This is a genomic window from Rhizobium sp. LjRoot254 (genome assembly GCF_964254105.1).
Classification (GTDB): domain Bacteria; phylum Pseudomonadota; class Alphaproteobacteria; order Rhizobiales; family Rhizobiaceae; genus Rhizobium_E.
Map to the genome: position 1 here is coordinate 4745725 of NZ_CAXUSM020000001.1, position 16513 is coordinate 4762237.

Genomic DNA, 16513 nt, shown 5'->3' on the forward strand with positions numbered 1-16513 from the left:
CTCAACGCTCCTTGACGTAAGGCGTGCCCGAAGCCTTGGGCGGAATAGCCTTGCCAATGAAGCCGGCCAGCAGCACGACGGTCAGGACATAGGGCAAAGCCGTCCAGACCTGAACCGGGATCTGGCCGACAAACGGAATGCTGGCGCCCTGATAGGCGATCGACAGGGCATCGAGGAAACCAAACAGCAGGCAGGTGAACAGGATGTTCTTCGGCTTCCAATTGGCAAAGACCAGTGCCGCGAGCGCGATATAGCCCTTGCCTGCCGACATGCCCTTGGTGAATCCGGAACTGACCGCCATCGATAGGAAGGCGCCCGCGAGGCCGACAAACACGCCGCCGAGCAGCACGGCCTGGTAACGCAGCTTGACGACCGAGATACCGGCCGTGTCGACGGCGCCGGGATTTTCACCCACGGCGCGGAGCCTGAGGCCAAAGCGGGTGCGGTAGAGTATCCACCAAGTGATCGGGATCAGCGCATAGGCGAAATAGGTCAGCCAGTAGTGGCCTGACAGGATGCGCGAATAGATGTCGCCGAATACCGGGATGCCGGCGAGCGCCTGATGGAAGGGCAGTCCCCAGTCGCTGGCGAATTTGGCTTCCGGCGGCAGCGAGGGCGTGCGGCCGGCCATGTTGAACCAGGCCTGGCCGATGATCACCGTGCCGCCGATGGCGATGAAATTAAGCGCTGTACCGGAGACGATCTGGTCGCCGCGCTGGGAAATCGAGGCATAGCCATGGACCGCGGAGAAGGCGACGGCGCAGAGAACGGCGGCTAGCAGGCCCAGCGTAGCGGACCCGGTGAAGGCCGCGGCGGAGGCACCCGCAAAAGCCGCCGCCAGCAGCTTGCCCTCAAGGCCGATATCGACAACGCCCGAGCGCTCGGCATAAAGGCCGGCCAGTGCCGTCAGGATGAGCGGCACCGAATTGCGGATCGTGCCCTGGATGATCGAAACGTAGAGATCGACATTGCCCATGGTTCACGCCCTCTCCACGATGGTTGCGGTCGTCCTGCTACGCGCTCGCGCGAAGGCCTCCACGACCCACGGCCGGAACAGGTGTTCGAGCGCGCCGGCAAACAGGATAACAAGACCCTGGATGACCACGATCATGTCGCGCGAGATATTGGGCATGTCGAAGGCGATTTCGGCACCGCCCTGGTAGAGCATGCCGAACAGCACGGAGGCGAGCACGATGCCGATGGGATGCGAACGGCCCATCAGCGCCACCGCGATGCCGACGAAGCCGGCGCCGGAGACAAATTCCTGCTGGATGCGGTGCTGGTCGCCCATGATCGAATTGATCGCCAGGAGGCCGGCAAGGCCGCCCGAAATCAGCATGGTGATAATGATGATGCGCTTCTCATAGATGCCGGCGTAGCGCGCTGCGCCCGAGGAAAAGCCGAGCGTGCGGATCTCGTAACCCAGCCGCGACCGCCAGATCAGCACCCAGACCAGGAAGGCGGCCAGAAGCGCCAGAAGGAAGGTGAGATTGAAAGGCGAGTTGCGGTTGTCGAGGCCGAATATGGCGAGTAGCCAATCGAGCTTCGGCACTTCACCACCCGGCCCGAAGGTGCGCGACTGCGGCGCCATGGAGCCAAGCGGCTTGTAGACATTGTTCAGCATCCACAGCATCAGGTTATACGAGATATAGTTGAACATGATGGTGGTGATGACGATGTGGCTGCCGCGATAGGCCTGCAGCCAGGCCGGGATCAGCGCCCAGAGCGCACCCATGATGGCGCCGCCGATGACAGCGAGCATAAAAACGAGATACCAGGGCAGCGTGGCATCGAATGCGAGCGCGGCGGCCGCGACACCGATGCCGCCGACATAGGCTTGGCCCTCGACGCCGATATTGAACAGGCCGGCGTGAAAGGCGACGGCGACCGCCAGCCCGGCGAAGATGAAGTTTGTCGCATAGTAGAGTGTGTAGCCAATGCCCTCGCCCGAGCCGAAGGCGCCCGAAACCATGAGATAGGCGGCCTTGAACGGATTTTCGCCGGCAAACACCACGACCAGGCCCGAAATCAGAAAGGCAACGACGAGGTTGATCACCGGGATCAGGCCATATTCCGCCCAGTTCGGCAGTTTCGCAAAGGGCGCACTCATTCGGCAGCCTCCAGTTTCTGTTCGACGCCGGCCATGAGCAGGCCGATCTCGCCTTCGGGCGTTTCGGGCGTGCGCTCGCCGACCACGCGGCCGGCAAACATCACGAGGATACGATCGGCCAGCGAGCGGATTTCGTCGAGCTCGACCGAGACCAGCAGAATGGCCTTGCCGGCGTCGCGCATTTCGATGATGCGGCGGTGGATGAATTCGATGGCGCCCACATCGACGCCGCGCGTCGGCTGGCCGATGATCAGCACGATCGGGTCGCGTTCCATTTCACGCGCCAGCACGATCTTCTGCTGGTTGCCGCCGGAGAAATTGGCGGTCTTCAACCGGGAATTGGGCGGCCTGATATCATACTGCTCCATCTTGGCCTGCGCATCGGCACGGATGGCGTCGACATTGAGCAGGCCGGCGCGGCCGTATTTGGGGTCGTCGTGGTAGCCGAGGATGGAATTCTCGCTCTCCTCGAATTTCAGCACCAGGCCCATATGGTGGCGGTCCTCGGGCACATGGGCGAGACCGCGCTTGCGCAAGCCCGCCGGATCGCGATGGCCGGTGGCATCCGTATCCCTGCCATCGAGTTCGACGCTGCCGGACACGGCGCGGCGCATGCCTGAAATCGCTTCGAGCAGTTCGGACTGCCCGTTGCCAGCGACACCCGCAATGCCAACGATCTCGCCGGCGCGGACATCGAACGAGACGTTATCGACCATGGTGACGCCGCGGGAATCCCGGACCGTGAGATTGCGCACCGCAAGTTTTACGCCCTCGGGCTTGGCCTCGCCTTTCTCGACACGCAGCAGCACGCGGCGGCCGACCATCAGTTCGGCCAGTTCCTCGACCGAGGTCTTCGCCGTCTCACGGGTCGCGACCATCTCACCGCGGCGCATGACCGAGACTTCGTCGGTGATTGCCATGATCTCGCGCAGCTTGTGGGTGATGAGGATGACTGTCTTGCCCTGGTCCTTGAGCTGTCCGAGAATGCGGAACAGATGGTCGGCCTCGGCCGGCGTCAGCACGCCGGTGGGCTCGTCGAGGATGAGGATTTCGGCACCGCGAAACAGGGCTTTGAGGATTTCCACCCGCTGCTGGATGCCGACCGGCAGTTCTTCGATCAGGGCGTCCGGATCGACCTCCATCTCGTATTCGTCCTCAAGCCGCTTGAGCTCCTTGCGCGCCTTGGCGATACCCTTGTTGAGGATCGGGCTGTCCTCGGCGCCGAGCATGACATTCTCGAGCACGGTGAAATTCTCGACCAGCATGAAATGCTGGTGGACCATGCCGATGCCGGATGCGATCGCGGCACTCGGATCCTTGATGTTAGCCTGCTTGCCGCCGATATGAATCTCGCCCTTGTCTGCCTGGTAGAAGCCATACAGGATCGACATCAGCGTCGATTTTCCGGCACCATTTTCGCCGATAATGCCATGGATCGTGCCCTTGCGGACCTTGAGGTCGATATTCTTGTTGGCGTGGACAGGCCCAAAGCTCTTGTCGATGCCCTTGAGTTCGATGGCGAGTTCGCTCATGACGGTCCATATCGCTGACGGCCTGCCTCTCATGGCGGCGCATACGATTCACATTTTAAGGTTCCGGGCCTGATGTCCAGCGCCTTTGACGAAATTATCGGGGATTGAAGCCATGGAAGATGCGACCGGCGCCCTGCCCGCCCGCCTTACCGAACTCGAGGAACTCGCTGCCCACCAGGCGCGAACCATCGACGAACTGTCGGCCGAGATCGCCAGCCAGTGGAACGCCATCGACAAGATGCAGAAGACGCTCGAACAGCTGAAGGAGCGATTTAGCGCGATCGAAGAATCAAGCCTCGAAGCCCCCGCGATCACACGGCCGCCCCACTATTGACGCTGCCCGGTGTCCGGATCTTGCCCGCGTCCCATTCCCCTGGATATGACAAGCCCGCCCCTTCATGTGAAGAGGCGGGCCTTCTCAACTAGTCTCAGTAGGGGCACTTCTCGTCCGACATGTAGTCGTGGACCTGAACGGTGCCGGCAATGATGTCAGCCTTGGCCTTGTCGACCGCAGCGAGCATTTCCGGGCTCACGAGCGCCTTGTTGTTGTCGTCGAGCGCGACGCCGACGCCATCTTCCTTGAGGCCGAGATTCTGGATGTCGGCGACGAACTTGTCGTTCTTGGCATCCATGAAGGACGAATAGACCGCGACATCGACGCGCTTGAGCATCGAGGTCAGGACCTTGCCGGGCTGCAGGCCATTCTGGTTGGAGTCGACACCGATGCCGAGCTTGTTTGCTTCGGCAGCCGCCTGGAGAACACCGACGCCGGTGCCGCCAGCGGCGTGATAGACGACATCGGCGCCCTGGGCGATCTGCGACTTGGTGATTTCGCCGCCCTTAACCGGGTCGTTCCATGCGGTGTAATCCGTGCCGGTATAGGCCTGGAGCACTTCGCCGTCCTTGGCGACGGACTTGAAGCCGCCGACGAAGCCGCAGGCGAACTTGTGGATCAGCGGGATATCCATGCCGCCGACAAAGCCGGCCTTCTTGGACTTGGCAGCCATCGCGGCCATGACGCCCGCAAGATAGGAGCCTTCCTGTTCCTTGAAGACGATCGACTTGACGTTCGGCTTGCCGACGACGACCATGTCGATGATCGAGAACTTGGTGTCGGGATATTCAGCCGCGACCTTTTCTAGTGCCGCGGCCCATGAGAAGCCTGCGACCACGATCGGGTTGTTGCCGTCGCCGGCGAACTTGCGCAGCGCCTGTTCGCGCTGCGCGTCGTTGGCGATTTCGAACTCGCGATATTCGATGCCGGTTTCGGCCTTGAACTTCTCGGCGCCGTTGAAGGCCGCTTCGTTGAACGACTTGTCGAACTTGCCGCCAAGGTCATAGATCAGTGCTGGCTTGACGTCGGCTGCCAAAGCCGAAGCGGCCATGGATGCAGTGGCCATGAGTGTCAGAAGAATTTTTTTCATTTGTGAGCCCTGTTTTTGCTAACACATTTTCTTTGGTTCAGCTCGGGCACGCTCCCCTCTTGAGCGTAAGCGCGCCACGCACCTTCCGACCGGCCTCAAACCTCCCGAGACCCGGCTGCGCGGCATCCTTGCATGGTGGAAGAAAAAATTCACCAAAAATTTTTCAAATGGTAAAAAAAACCGGCAGATGCCGATTTCTCCTGTTCTTTCAGATATTTGGCAGGTTCATGCAGCGAAGCGGCCGGCCGCCGGTTCGCGCTTGTAAGCGACCGCCCAGAGCACGAAGGAGAGGAACAGGAAAACCGCAAAGGCAGGCTGCAGCAGCGTCCATTCGGCGAAGGTGTTCCACATCCAGGCCGGCAGGTGCGCCAGCGACCAGGTTTCGGCGGCGGCCAGGATTTCCGGATTGACGCTGAAGATCGCCGCGCCGAAGGGCGTGACGACCACCATCTCACTCGCCACCGACTGGATGGAATCGATGATCCCGGTCATCACCGCGGCCACGAGAAAGGCCAGACTGAGGAACCTCAACACGAAACGCATGACACTTCCCACACCGTCGGATCCACGCGGAACTTAGCGCTTGGACAATCCACTCACAGATCAGATAATCCCGGGATTTTGCGGTTTCAATGTTTCATCTATGCGACGACGGACGAATTGTCTCAAAAATGTCAAAACAGGGTTGATATGGCGAGGGACCTCGGTATATATCCGCGCCCGGTAGCCGGAACGGGCGGGGCTGAGTTCTTATCTCGTCTTCCGCCGATCTGATCGGCTTTCCGTTACGGACAGGTGGCCGAGTGGTTGAAGGCGCACGCCTGGAAAGTGTGTGTACGTGAAAGCGTACCGCGGGTTCGAATCCCGCTCTGTCCGCCATCATTTTTCTTAACTATTTGACTTATCATCGCTATTTCCTTTCGTGTGTCCAACCTCTTGGGCCGGTTGGACAATCTCTTGTTTGCGATCGGACCTTTCCGGCATCGTATCGACCGCCGCAGCGGCCATTCTTTCCTGATCTGCCTCGCGCGTGTAACGCTCGACTTCCTTGAGTGAGAGATGCCCGGTCACCGCTGCGATGAGGTTTACGCTGTTGCCTGCCTCGGCCAGGCGCCGGGCGGCCGCCTTGCGCAAGCCATGGGCCGAGCACTGCGGCAAGCCCGCCTCATCGCACCGGTCGCGAAACCAGTTGCCAAAGCCGGCAGGTGAGAATTCCTTCTTGAACTCTGTTCGAAGAAACGAAGGCGCGCCGATGTCGGTCATGGCCAGCGCTTCAACGAGTGAGGGGTGCATTTTGAGCTTCAATCGCGTCCCGGTTTTCTCCTGTCGCACCGCGATCTTGATGCCGCTGACATCCTTCCAGCCCAATCGAACGGCATCACCTCGGCGCTGGCCCGTATACAACATCAACGCCATTGCCAATCGAGCCTTGGTGCCGATCGGATGGCGGGTTTCATAGGCGGCGATCTCGTCCTCGGTCCAGGTGTGGAAGCCGTCCGTCTTCTTCGAAAAGCCCTTCACCTTGTCGGTGGGATCGACCTTTATCCATTCGAGGTCGAGCGCGGTGCGCATCAGGATCCGGAGCATGCGAAGTCGATTGTTGGCGGCGGCCGGGGTTTTCGACATCTTGCCAATCATGGCCTTGACGTGCGCCCGAGTAAGATCCGCGACAAGTTTAGTGCCGTGTTCCCGGCGCAGCGCTTCGCTTATGCCGCGATAGGTGTTTTGCGTCGAAGCGGCCGTGCCGGTGAATTCCGCTGTCTGGTAGTAGGAGGCGATCAACGCCGACATCGAGCGCGATACCTCGCGCTTCTTGCCGACCTGCGTTTTCGCAATCGTCTCGCCCTTCAGGGCTGCTTGGTACTGGCGGTCGAAATCGTCGGATGGAAACTCCGCCTTGATATAGGCGGAGTGCATCCCCTTGCGGAACCGATATCGCATTTTTCCGTGGCGATCGCGGGCCGGCGAGACGTGTTTCGGCAGCGCCGACTTACTCTTGCGCGCCATCGTCGAAGACCTCGTCCCATTCGTTTACCGCCGGCCGAACTTTGGCGGCCGAGGGATGCGTAACGACGCGGATGCCATCGGCCGACGCAATGATTTCATGGACGATCATGCCAGCCTTGAGCGCGCCCTTGATGGCACGCTCAACATCGATCTGCTTGAAACTGGAACGCGGCCCGGCGGCAACGATCGCCGGGCCGCTGATGGCGGGCGCGCTCATGCAGCACCCGCCCGGGCGGCCCGCTCGAGGCGGCGGGGCGGGCGGCCGTCTGTGTTGGCGAAATCGCCAATCGAAGTCAGAATGAGACGAAGGCTTGGTGTAGAAAGCTCTTGCATTTGAGACCCTCCTTGGTCCTCACAGAAAATGGCTCCGTCGGTTTCTCAGGCCGTGACAGAGCCATTTTGCGTTTGGTGGGATTGCTGCTGACGGCCCATCTTTTCTTTAATCGCCAAGATGACCTCTGCAGTTTGCGAACGCATGTTTCGGTTGGCCTCCTCAGCCAGCCATTGCTTCACATGCTCCGGTAGATTGACTTTGAACTGAACTTGATCATTACGCACGCGCGCCTCCATGAGGGACATTTTTTGTCCTTTTTGTATGGACATAAAATGTCCATGGCGTCAAGGACACTTTATGTCCATACTTGCGGGCATGGCGACAGGCGATACACAATTCAAACTCATAATTCCGGCAGCCCTCAAAAAGCGGCTTGACGGTGCGGCTGACCAAAGTCGTCGAAGTCTGTCCGCAGAAATCGTAGCCAGGCTCGAACAATCGTTCTCAGCGCCTCATATCGAGATAGTCAGCCTCAAGCCGATCGGCCTCGACAAAGACAAGGCGGCGGCCTTCGTTGGTATCGATCCAAATGAATTCGTAAAGTGGTGGAAATCGGGGCAAATGCCGCAGCCCCGCATGGTCGGCGATTTTCCGATTTGGGATCGCGAGGAACTCGAAACAGCCGTGCGCAAGATTATGGCGCTCGGGCTGCGCGACGATGGCGATACGCAATCGGCCGAAACTCACAGTGTGAGCGAGTTGGCGAAGATGTGGAAGACATCGGAGCACTATATTCGAGGCCTTGTAAAAGACGGCGAGTTGGAGACCACCGGAAAGGGAAGATCGCTGCGCATCTCACGCGCCTCGGCCGACGCCTTTCTTGGCCGTCGCAGACGCGGACCTGAAGAGCAGGCCAGCGAGATCATCGAGCGATTGCGGGCATAGTCATGAAGTGGATCTTAATAGTAGCGCTTACGACACCAACGGGCACCGACGTCACCTCTGCCGAGCTTGACACACGCGCTGCCTGCATAGAAGCAGGCGAGAATTTTCAAGCGGCCAACTCCAACGCCGACTGGCACGTCACGTTCTCATGCAGCCCAAAGGATAGTCGGTCCCGGAGGGACACACATTAGACAGTGAAATCAATTGGCTACCGGGTCGGTTAGCCATTAGGTTTCCTCATCTGTTCCGAAGCGATGGCTAACGATCTTAGTTTGATTAATCCTCGGTCTGTACCGGCAGCTTTGCGCCCCCATGTCGGTCGTAAAGGCGGTCCTTGCCTCTGCCCAAAAGCAGCCATTGATTTGGTTTGACGCTGCCTGCGGACCTGCCGCCTCCCAATGAGCGACATAGTCGCAAAACATCGCGAAGGAGCCGCCGAAGTCGAACGACGCTCTTGATACAACCGTTACCGTGGGGCTCATGGCACGGCGTCCAAGTACGCCGAGGAAAAGCATACGCCTGCAAACCTGCATTCCGCCTTGGGTGGTGAAGTCCTATGCGTTCAATAAGCACGTGCTGGCGGCCCGACACATTGCGACACGTGTTGGTTTCGACATACTCGGCGGTCGCAGGGCGTCCTCGAGCTCAAGCGGATCTTGCCTTGTGCAATAAGCCCCACGTCCCCACGGCATTTAAGACGGGGATTAGCGTGCGGCCGTAATCTGTATAGTCATATTCGACGAATTCGACCGATCCTTCTTTGTAAGGCGTCCGCGATATTAGTCCGTCGCGCTGCAAGGCACGCAGGTTTTCATGCAGAACCTTTTCTGAGATTCCCACGACGCGGTGTAGTTCACCGAATGTGGCCGCTCCGTTCCGCAAGTGCCACAGAATACGTGGCTTCCATTTGCCACCGATCGCTTGAATCGTGTCCATGACAGTGCAGTCGTTCAGCTTATCAAATTCCATGGATGTTTCCCATCTTCGATCCGAGCAGGGCGGAAAGGTATTGAGGTGTCTTCTAAAGCGTGTCGCAGGTAATCAGATTCGGGATTCCGTTATTTTGTGATTTGTGATTCAATTTGCCCACGGAAGGAGAACGACCATGGGCAAGCCGCATCCGATAGCGTTGCGTGCGCGTGTTGTTGCGTTTGTGGAAGAGGGTCATAGTCATCGTGAGGCTGCCCGGCATTTTCGGGTATCTCCTCGGTTCGTCAACAACATGATGATCCTGCAACGATCGTCGGGCTCACTTGCGCCTGCCCGGCAGGGCCAGCCGCCCGGCAGCAAGCTGTCGGCTCACGGCGAATGGATCAACCAACGTGTGTCAGGCCATGGCGAAGTGACACTGGACGAATTGTGTGTCGAGCTCGCCGAGCGCGGTGTCGAAGTCCATCGCGCGACCGTCGGCCGGTTCCTGCATCGGCTGGGGCTCAGCAATAAAAAAAAGCCTCAGGGCAAGCGAACAGTGCAGGCCGCAGATCGCCAAGGCGCGTGACCTGTGGATTAGGCGTCGAAAGCGGTTCTTCAACAAGGCATTGGCGCGGCTGATCTTCGTCGATGAGACATCGACAAACACGCGGCTGACCAAGCGCACCGGATGGTCCCGCAAAGGGCGGCGCTTTGTCGCCTATGCTCCCTTCGGAAAATGGAAGACGCAGACATTCATTGCTGGACTTCGCTGCCACGGCCTCACTGCCCCCTTCATCGTCGATGCACCCATGAATAGCCGCATCTTTGATACCTGGGTTGAAACACAGCTTGCCCCGACGCTATCGCCAGGTGACGTCGTCATTCTCGACAATGTCGGCTTCCACAAGAGCGAGCGCGCAGAGCAGCTCGTCAAGGCCAAGGGTGCCTGGCTCCTCTTCCTCCCGCCTTACTCGCCGGACCTGAACCCGATCGAGATGGCATTCTCCAAGCTCAAGTCCCTATTGCGAAAACGAGCCGCTCGAAGCTTCGACGCCATCACTCAGGCGCTCGGCGACATTGTCGCACTCTTCTCCGTGTCAGAATGCAGAAACTTCTTCAGAGCAGCCGGCTATGAGGCTGAATAAATGCGACACGCTTTAGTCGTACACCCCTTACCTTGAGGTAAGCCATTGCAGTGACTGGAGAATTGTTCATCATGATGGCGAGTCAACTGGGGAAATTCAATGATAGTCGAATACATTCGTTATCAGATGACAGAACATAAACCTGAGAAGCTGATTGAAGCCTATAGTGCTGCAATAGAGCATCTGCGTGCTGCGCCACAGTGTTTGGGATATGATCTCACCCGCTGCGTGGAAGAACCGCTCAGTTTGATCTTGCGAATCCAATGGACATCGACGGAGGACCATCTGGAAGGCTTTCGCAAAGGTCCTCACTTCCCGCCATTCTTGGCCCTGATCCGCCCTTTCATTGGCGAAATCACCGAAATGCGCCACTACGAGCATCTCGACGTCCAGTGGCAGCGCTAGAACGCCATCGACCGCACCACCCCGCGCAGCGCTGACCGCGTGGCGGGATTGTTGCTGATGGCGCCGCGGCCGGAGATCAAGACACGTTCATCTCTTCAGCCTAGCCGGCCGTGCTCGATACGGCGGCGGCCAGCGCCCTGATCGCCGACGCATGGGCTGGCGTTCGTGCTCGGGAAAGAAGGACAATGTCTGACGCTGGCAACAGCGGCAGCCCCAGCTCGGGGCCGCGGTCGGGCAGGCCGCGGGCGCAGATGTCTCCCATTGGTGCGACGCCCGCCTCTGCAAGAATTCCCTCGAGAAGAGCCGCGCAGCTTCCAGCGGTGAAAGCGTCGCGCCAATCTACGCCGGCCCTTCGAAGCTCCGCTATCGCGATTTCTCGGACGCCGCATCCGGATCCCAGCGACACCAGCGAGATGGCGCTGTTCGAGCGTGGCCGCCAGCCCGGGGCCGTCCGCCATCCCAGCCTGTCGGTGCGCAGAATCTCGCCCTCGGAACCACCGCCGTTGCGACGGATGATGGCGGCGTCCGCCAGTCCAGATGCGAAGGTCTCCCTGACGTGCCGGGAGAAGCCGATACTCACGTCTATCACCGCGTTGGCGGGAAGCGCCACACGCATCGCCCGGATTGCCGGCGACAACCGACTGCCGATCGCGTGGTCACTGACAGCGAGCGAGAAATTCAGCGGTGTTTCGTCGCCGAAGGTCACCGCTTCCTCGTGCTTGACCAGCAGCTCTCGTGCCTTCGGCAGGAAGACCTCGCCGTCCTCTGTCAACCGCATGTGACGCGGCGTACGGTCGATGAGACGCCTGCCCAGCCGCTGCTCCAACGTCTTCAGCTTCAGGCTGACGACGGGCTGCACGGTTCCCGCCGCCTCGGCCGCCTTCGTCAGGCTGCCGAGCTCGACGGTGAGAATGAACAGGCGGACGCCCTCGAGATCAATCATAGGAAATCACTATAGCTGGAATATCAGGACGCATCTTCTCATTATGATGAGATTCGCGCAAGGTCCTTCGGCAACAAGGAGATACCCCATGCCCATGATCAAAGTGCGTTACACGAAACCCCAGGACGGACGCGATCCGAAACAGGAAATTGCAGCTCTGCTGTCTCGCCTTACGGCCGAAATCCTACACAAGGATCCGGGTGTCACCGCGGTCCTCGTGGAGAGCGCCGAACCCGGTGATTGGATCGTTGCCGGATCGAGTGTCGCCGACCAGAAGATCGGAACATTTTATGTCGAGGTCTCGATCACTGAGCACACGAACATCAAGGACGAGACGACCGAATGGGTCCGGCGCGTCTATGACGAGATGAACGCGCTGATCGGCCCCGTGCACGAGGCAAGCTATGTCTTGGTCCACGCCGTCGACGGCGATGCCTATGGCTATGGCGGGCTGACCCAGAACGTGAGATGGGCGCGCAAGCACAGGTAGCGTCGGCGACCGGATAAAGCGGGTCGCGGGATAAGGAGGACGAGATGCCAACATATGAATTGGCGGCCGTGGGTGCCGCGACCTGCTGGGCGCTGACGGGACTTCTGTCCGCAGGCCCAGCGGGACATCTCGGAGCTTTGGCCTTCAACAGGACGCGGCAGCTCTTTGTCGCCTTCCTGCTCGGCCTCTACGTCCTCGCATCGGGAACATGGCGGGAACTGCAGCCCGAGATACTTTGGCCCCTCCTCTTGTCCGGCTTCATCGGCATCTTTGCTGGTGACACGCTTCTGTTCACCTGCCTGAACCGACTGGGGCCGCGCCGCTCGGGAATCCTTTTCGCCCTTAACGCCCCGATTGCTGCGCTGCTCGGATGGTTGGTGCTCGGCGAACAGCTTTCGGGTCCTGCCGTGACTGGCATAGCCTTGACACTCTGCGGCGTTCTGCTCGCAATCCTCTTCGGCAAGCGCAAGGCGCAGCTGCACGAATGGGAGACTGTGAAAGGACCGCTTTGGCTTGGCGTGCTCGTCGGCCTTCTGGCCGCGCTCAGCCAGGCGATCGGCTCCCTGATCGCGAGGCCCGTCATGGCGACCGGAATCGATCCTCTGGCCGCCTCCATGCTGCGTGTTGCGGTCGGCGCCCTCTGCCTGACCGCGCTCACCCAGCTGCCCATCGAGGCGGTTAGGCCGAGGGGCCGACTAACGAAGAGCGTGTTTCTCCAAACCGCCATGACAGGTATCATCGCCCTGGCTTTCGGTATGACGCTTCTTCTCTTCGCGCTTTCCGGCGGAAAGGTCGGTATCGTCTCGACGTTGTCTGCGACAACACCTGTGATTATCCTGCCGATGCTCTGGCTGAAGACCCGGGAAGTACCTGCAACTGGTGCATGGGCCGGAGCCGCACTTGTGGTGGCCGGGATGGCGTTGATCTTTTGGAGATAGGCGACGAGCTTAGACTTGCCTTCTCGTTCAGACTCGTCAGGAGCAGCCGGTCAGCAAGGCGCCCTATATTGGTCACAAAGTCCCGCCAACCGGCGACACGTAAGCGGGCATAAAAGACTTTCGGTACCGTCCCCCGACCATACGACATTGGAGGGCGCATCGCTGGCACGTCGGTTTGGTATCGATAACCGTCATTCTCGCTAGCTGAAGACAATGATCTTCACCGTACTCAGTGGGTTGGGGGCACCCTCCAATAGTACAAGATCATTGCAAGTGCGCCCTGGTAGAGGCGGTGGCCATTTCTAGAACTGGCCGCATGCATCGGTGTTAACCTCTAATTAAATATGGGACAACAACTGGCCGTGGCGCGTCCTTTATTAACTACAGCTCAATAAGCGGTAGATAGAGTAGCTCTTGATCAAGAGGGGTCGGGTGCTGCCATGTTTTCATTAAAGAATGGTTTCGCGAGTCTCACTCGCAATAGTTCCGGAAACTTCGGAATAATTTTCGCGTTGTTGATGGCGCCTATAGCATTGGCGATAGGAGTGGCCATCGACTATGGCTATGCGCTCTCAGTCAAAACTGAAATGCAAAACGCAGCCGACGTCGCCGCCGTGGGAGCGCTTTCGGAGCAATCAGCCGGCGTTATTGCCGCCCTGACGGAAAGCCTGACCGGCGAGATCAAGCTGGCCGAGTTGGATGCTGGATATCTCTTCGATTCCAATCTCCAGAAAATGGGCAAGGACAATTTTAAGTCCAAGGAAATCAGCATTATTCGCACGGGAAATACGTTCGTCTCCACCGTTAGCTTCAAGGCGACTGTGCCGACTAGCTTCCTGAGGATGTTCGGCGTACGTGAGATTGATGTATCCGGTATTGCCAAGGCTACCTACGTGCCCGCGAGCTACATTGACTTCCACCTGATGCTCGACAATTCGCCATCCATGGGTTTGGGCGCCACGACGGCGGACATAGCCAAAATGGAAGCCAATACTCCTGACAAATGTGCCTTCGCCTGCCACATCGAAGGAAGTACCTCGGATTACTATTCCCTTGCCAAGAAGCTCGGTGTCACGCTGCGCGTCCAACTCGTTAGCAAAGCCGCACAGAAAATGATGGACACTGCGAAGAAGGTGCGACGCTACTCCAATCAATATCGCATGGCGGTTTACTCGATGGGCGCTAAGGCGACCAAGGTGGAGTTGACGAATGTTGCACCTTTGTCGGCGGATCTTGACACCGTGAAGACCCAGACGCAGACCATTGATTTGATGTCAATTCCTAAGCAGGGCTACGATAACGACCAGCAGACCGATTTCGAGAAGATGCTGAAAGAGCTTAAGCAAATCATGGACAAGGGCGGCAGCGGTCTCAACAATTCGGATCGACAAAAGGTGATGTTCTTCGTCTCGGACGGCGTCAACGACAGTTACAAACCCTCGGGCTGCCTCAAGAAGCTGACAAGTGGCCGCTGTCAGGCCCCCCTCGATTTCAAAGTCTGCGATCAGATCAAGAAAAACGGCGTGCAGATCGCCGTTCTCTATACGACCTATCTGTCGATCGAGAATAACAGCTGGTATCGGGACTGGATCAAGCCCTTTCGCTCCGATATCGGCACGCAAATGGAAGCCTGCGCCTCGGAAGGACTGTTCTTCGAAGTTTCCCCGTCCCAAGGCATCGACGAAGCGATGAACGCGCTGTTCTTGAAAGTCGTCAATATGCCGCGCCTGACACAATGAGCGTTATTAGGACCGTCGCCGAGTAGTTTAAGCCGCGAGACCGTCCGACACATCACGTTCACTCCATCCCCGGATGCTTGCCGTGCTCTTAAAGAACCTCTCCGGCCTGTACTCGCCGGCAGACGGATCAACCGTTCGCTGCCAGGCTGTGACACCGCATGGTCAAAATGGTGCGACGGCTGGAACGTCAAGGGTAGTGAGAATGACACTTATCGCTAGCAATCGAACGGGCATCCGCCCGCCCGGTCTACGGGCGGGGGTGGCTATTGCAGAGACGCAGAGAGAATTATTTCGGAAAGCGACATCGTCACGGATGCGCTTGGCCGTATTCTCGACTGTGTACTGGGCTGTGTCGTCGCTTTCGGTATCTCCGCTCAGACAGGTACGATGGAGGAAGTACCAGCAACGGGATTCCTAGCGACCTCAGGCGTATAGGTCAGCGAGACGCGGGTGCCTGGGCGGCCGTCAGCAACTACTATTTCCGCTTCGAGCTGGGCTGCAAGGGCTCTTACAATGCTCGTGCCGAGCCCAGCCTTCGCGTTTTCGAGGCTTCCGGGCATGCCGACACCGTCGTCGGCGACCGACAACATCCATGTCGCGCCGCGAGATCGATAATTCACTGCAATTCTTCCAGGACGCTGTCCGGCAAAGGCATGTTTGAGAGTGTTGATCACCAATTCGGTGACGACCAACCCCAAACTGATGGAGATGTCTGCCTTTACGACGCTATCGTCGACTTCCACCTTCAACGAGATAAGGTCGCGGTCGTGGATCATGGATGCTCCGATGCTCCGACAAAGGTCCGTCAGATAGGCGCGAAGCGCGACATCCTCAACGCTCGATGTCGCCAACTGCCGCTGCAGAGCAGCAACTGACATCACCCGATTGTGGGCGTTGAACAAATGCAGCCTGCCTTCCTCAGACTGAACCTTGCGTGCGCTCTGCATCAATACGCTGGCAATAATCTGGAGGCTGTTGGCGACTCTATGCTGCAGCTCCTGCAATAGAATGGCCTTTTCTCGGATAAGATCATCCTTTTGCTTCTCGTTAGCGCGTGCCGCTGTAACATCGGCGATGGATAGCAGAAGTCGAACGATGCCAGGGTCGGGATGATCGACTCGATGAGCATTGATCACCAGGTTGCTTAAAGGCCGGTCAGGACGTTGTAGCCTCATCTCATACGCTGCAACGTTAGCAAATCCCGAAGCGGTAGCCATCAACAGGGAGTCCAACTGTGGGACGTCCCATTCGCCTGAACCCAGTTCCGCCATCGGCCGACCGTTAACATCGGCAGGATTGATTTGGAACGCCCTGCAAAAGGACTTGCTGGCTGCTAAGATAAGAAGGTTTTCGTCGAGCATTAGTAAGGGCGTATCAGATGATAGAACTACTGCCAGCGCGAAATCGAAAGCGAATTCTGGAGCGGGCGGCGGCGGATTTGTCATGATAGCCCTTCATGGGCACAGGAGGCTTTCCAAGCGAAAGCAAAACCGGCAGAAATTTCTGAAGGTGGTATAGGCACGGGCCTAAAGCTCCTGGCTAGTTGAACCTAGCACAGACGCTGTCGTCATGCGGGAACTATCTTGCACGTTCACGCGGAAACCGAAGTAGGGTCACACCGCATGCGCGATGATCTCGGCTGGAAAGCG

General features: G+C 58.6%; 19 protein-coding genes and 1 tRNA gene. 9 read left to right on the top strand and 11 right to left on the bottom strand.

All coding sequences use genetic code 11. The features are described 5' to 3' along the window. Position 1 precedes the first annotated feature (1 nt). Genes ACSQ26_RS23480 through ACSQ26_RS23490 form a run of 3 tightly spaced genes read right to left on the bottom strand, consistent with a single transcriptional unit; the run spans position 2 to position 3642 of the window. Positions 2–976 carry an ABC transporter permease gene (locus tag ACSQ26_RS23480; RefSeq protein ID WP_436013191.1) on the bottom strand — a complete coding sequence of 325 codons (975 nt, stop codon included), beginning with the start codon at positions 974–976 and terminating at the stop codon, positions 2–4. A 3-nt stretch (positions 977–979) separates the two neighbouring features. Then, positions 980–2110, bottom strand: coding sequence for an ABC transporter permease (locus tag ACSQ26_RS23485; RefSeq protein ID WP_436013193.1), 1131 nt, complete (start codon positions 2108–2110; stop codon positions 980–982). Continuing rightward, the gene (locus tag ACSQ26_RS23490) at positions 2107–3642 is read right to left on the bottom strand and encodes an ABC transporter ATP-binding protein (RefSeq protein ID WP_436013195.1); all 1536 of its coding nucleotides are present in this window, start codon (positions 3640–3642) and stop codon (positions 2107–2109) included. Before ACSQ26_RS23490 ends, ACSQ26_RS23485 begins: the two co-directional genes overlap by 4 nt. A gap of 112 nt (positions 3643–3754) precedes the next feature. Here ACSQ26_RS23490 and ACSQ26_RS23495 point away from each other — a divergent pair, with 112 nt between their 5' ends. Then, entirely contained in the window at positions 3755–3976 is a 222-nt protein-coding gene (locus ACSQ26_RS23495) for a SlyX family protein (protein WP_436013196.1), read from the top strand. A 94-nt stretch (positions 3977–4070) separates the two neighbouring features. On the opposite strand, the gene ACSQ26_RS23500 is transcribed toward ACSQ26_RS23495, so the two are convergent. After that, a complete protein-coding gene (locus ACSQ26_RS23500; protein ID WP_436013198.1) occupies positions 4071–5066 on the bottom strand; it encodes a BMP family lipoprotein in 996 nt (331 codons plus the stop codon). Positions 5067–5291: 225 nt separating this feature from the next. Then, positions 5292–5609 carry a hypothetical protein gene (locus ACSQ26_RS23505; protein WP_436013200.1) on the bottom strand — a complete coding sequence of 106 codons (318 nt, stop codon included), beginning with the start codon at positions 5607–5609 and terminating at the stop codon, positions 5292–5294. A gap of 246 nt (positions 5610–5855) precedes the next feature. Here ACSQ26_RS23505 and ACSQ26_RS23510 point away from each other — a divergent pair. Then, positions 5856–5945: transfer RNA gene (locus ACSQ26_RS23510), tRNA-Ser, on the top strand. A 9-nt stretch (positions 5946–5954) separates the two neighbouring features. On the opposite strand, the gene ACSQ26_RS23515 is transcribed toward ACSQ26_RS23510, so the two are convergent. The 3 genes from ACSQ26_RS23515 to ACSQ26_RS23525 form a co-directional block, all read right to left on the bottom strand. Next, positions 5955–6857, bottom strand: coding sequence for a tyrosine-type recombinase/integrase (locus ACSQ26_RS23515; protein ID WP_436013202.1), 903 nt, complete (start codon positions 6855–6857; stop codon positions 5955–5957). A 199-nt stretch (positions 6858–7056) separates the two neighbouring features. Beyond that, positions 7057–7290: a hypothetical protein gene (locus ACSQ26_RS23520; RefSeq protein ID WP_436013204.1), complete on the bottom strand. Its 234-nt coding sequence runs from the start codon at positions 7288–7290 to the stop codon at positions 7057–7059. 161 nt (positions 7291–7451) lie between these two features. Then, positions 7452–7676: a hypothetical protein gene (locus ACSQ26_RS23525; protein ID WP_436013206.1), complete on the bottom strand. Its 225-nt coding sequence runs from the start codon at positions 7674–7676 to the stop codon at positions 7452–7454. 28 nt (positions 7677–7704) lie between these two features. Here ACSQ26_RS23525 and ACSQ26_RS23530 point away from each other — a divergent pair, with 28 nt between their 5' ends. Continuing rightward, positions 7705–8292, top strand: a complete 588-nt coding sequence (locus ACSQ26_RS23530; protein ID WP_436013208.1) for a helix-turn-helix domain-containing protein — start codon at positions 7705–7707, stop codon at positions 8290–8292. Between the two features lie 645 nt (positions 8293–8937). Here the strand turns inward: ACSQ26_RS23530 and ACSQ26_RS23535 are convergent. Then, complete coding sequence (locus tag ACSQ26_RS23535; protein WP_436013210.1) at positions 8938–9261, bottom strand: winged helix-turn-helix transcriptional regulator; 324 nt, start codon at positions 9259–9261, stop codon at positions 8938–8940. Between the two features lie 136 nt (positions 9262–9397). Between ACSQ26_RS23535 and ACSQ26_RS23540 the strand changes: the two genes are divergently transcribed. The 3 genes from ACSQ26_RS23540 (at position 9398) to ACSQ26_RS23550 (ending at position 10754) form a co-directional block, all read left to right on the top strand. Beyond that, the gene (locus ACSQ26_RS23540; RefSeq protein WP_436005706.1) at positions 9398–9790 is read left to right on the top strand and encodes a winged helix-turn-helix domain-containing protein; all 393 of its coding nucleotides are present in this window, start codon (positions 9398–9400) and stop codon (positions 9788–9790) included. A gap of 40 nt (positions 9791–9830) precedes the next feature. Continuing rightward, on the top strand, positions 9831–10349 hold the full coding sequence (locus tag ACSQ26_RS23545; protein ID WP_436005704.1) for an IS630 family transposase: 519 nt from the start codon (positions 9831–9833) through the stop codon (positions 10347–10349). Positions 10350–10448: 99 nt separating this feature from the next. After that, positions 10449–10754 carry a putative quinol monooxygenase gene (locus tag ACSQ26_RS23550; RefSeq protein WP_436013212.1) on the top strand — a complete coding sequence of 102 codons (306 nt, stop codon included), beginning with the start codon at positions 10449–10451 and terminating at the stop codon, positions 10752–10754. 100 nt (positions 10755–10854) lie between these two features. Here the strand turns inward: ACSQ26_RS23550 and ACSQ26_RS23555 are convergent, their stop codons facing one another. Beyond that, the gene (locus ACSQ26_RS23555) at positions 10855–11697 is read right to left on the bottom strand and encodes a LysR family transcriptional regulator (RefSeq protein WP_436013214.1); all 843 of its coding nucleotides are present in this window, start codon (positions 11695–11697) and stop codon (positions 10855–10857) included. 88 nt (positions 11698–11785) lie between these two features. Here ACSQ26_RS23555 and ACSQ26_RS23560 point away from each other — a divergent pair, with 88 nt between their 5' ends. The 3 genes from ACSQ26_RS23560 to ACSQ26_RS23570 all read left to right on the top strand — a co-directional run bounded on the left by ACSQ26_RS23560 (position 11786) and on the right by ACSQ26_RS23570 (position 14864). Continuing rightward, positions 11786–12187, top strand: coding sequence for a tautomerase family protein (locus tag ACSQ26_RS23560; protein WP_436013216.1), 402 nt, complete (start codon positions 11786–11788; stop codon positions 12185–12187). A gap of 44 nt (positions 12188–12231) precedes the next feature. Then, positions 12232–13125 carry a DMT family transporter gene (locus tag ACSQ26_RS23565; RefSeq protein ID WP_436013218.1) on the top strand — a complete coding sequence of 298 codons (894 nt, stop codon included), beginning with the start codon at positions 12232–12234 and terminating at the stop codon, positions 13123–13125. 440 nt (positions 13126–13565) lie between these two features. After that, positions 13566–14864 carry a TadE/TadG family type IV pilus assembly protein gene (locus ACSQ26_RS23570; RefSeq protein ID WP_436013220.1) on the top strand — a complete coding sequence of 433 codons (1299 nt, stop codon included), beginning with the start codon at positions 13566–13568 and terminating at the stop codon, positions 14862–14864. 374 nt (positions 14865–15238) lie between these two features. On the opposite strand, the gene ACSQ26_RS23575 is transcribed toward ACSQ26_RS23570, so the two are convergent. Continuing rightward, the gene (locus tag ACSQ26_RS23575; RefSeq protein WP_436013222.1) at positions 15239–16309 is read right to left on the bottom strand and encodes a sensor histidine kinase; all 1071 of its coding nucleotides are present in this window, start codon (positions 16307–16309) and stop codon (positions 15239–15241) included. Positions 16310–16513 lie beyond the last annotated feature (204 nt).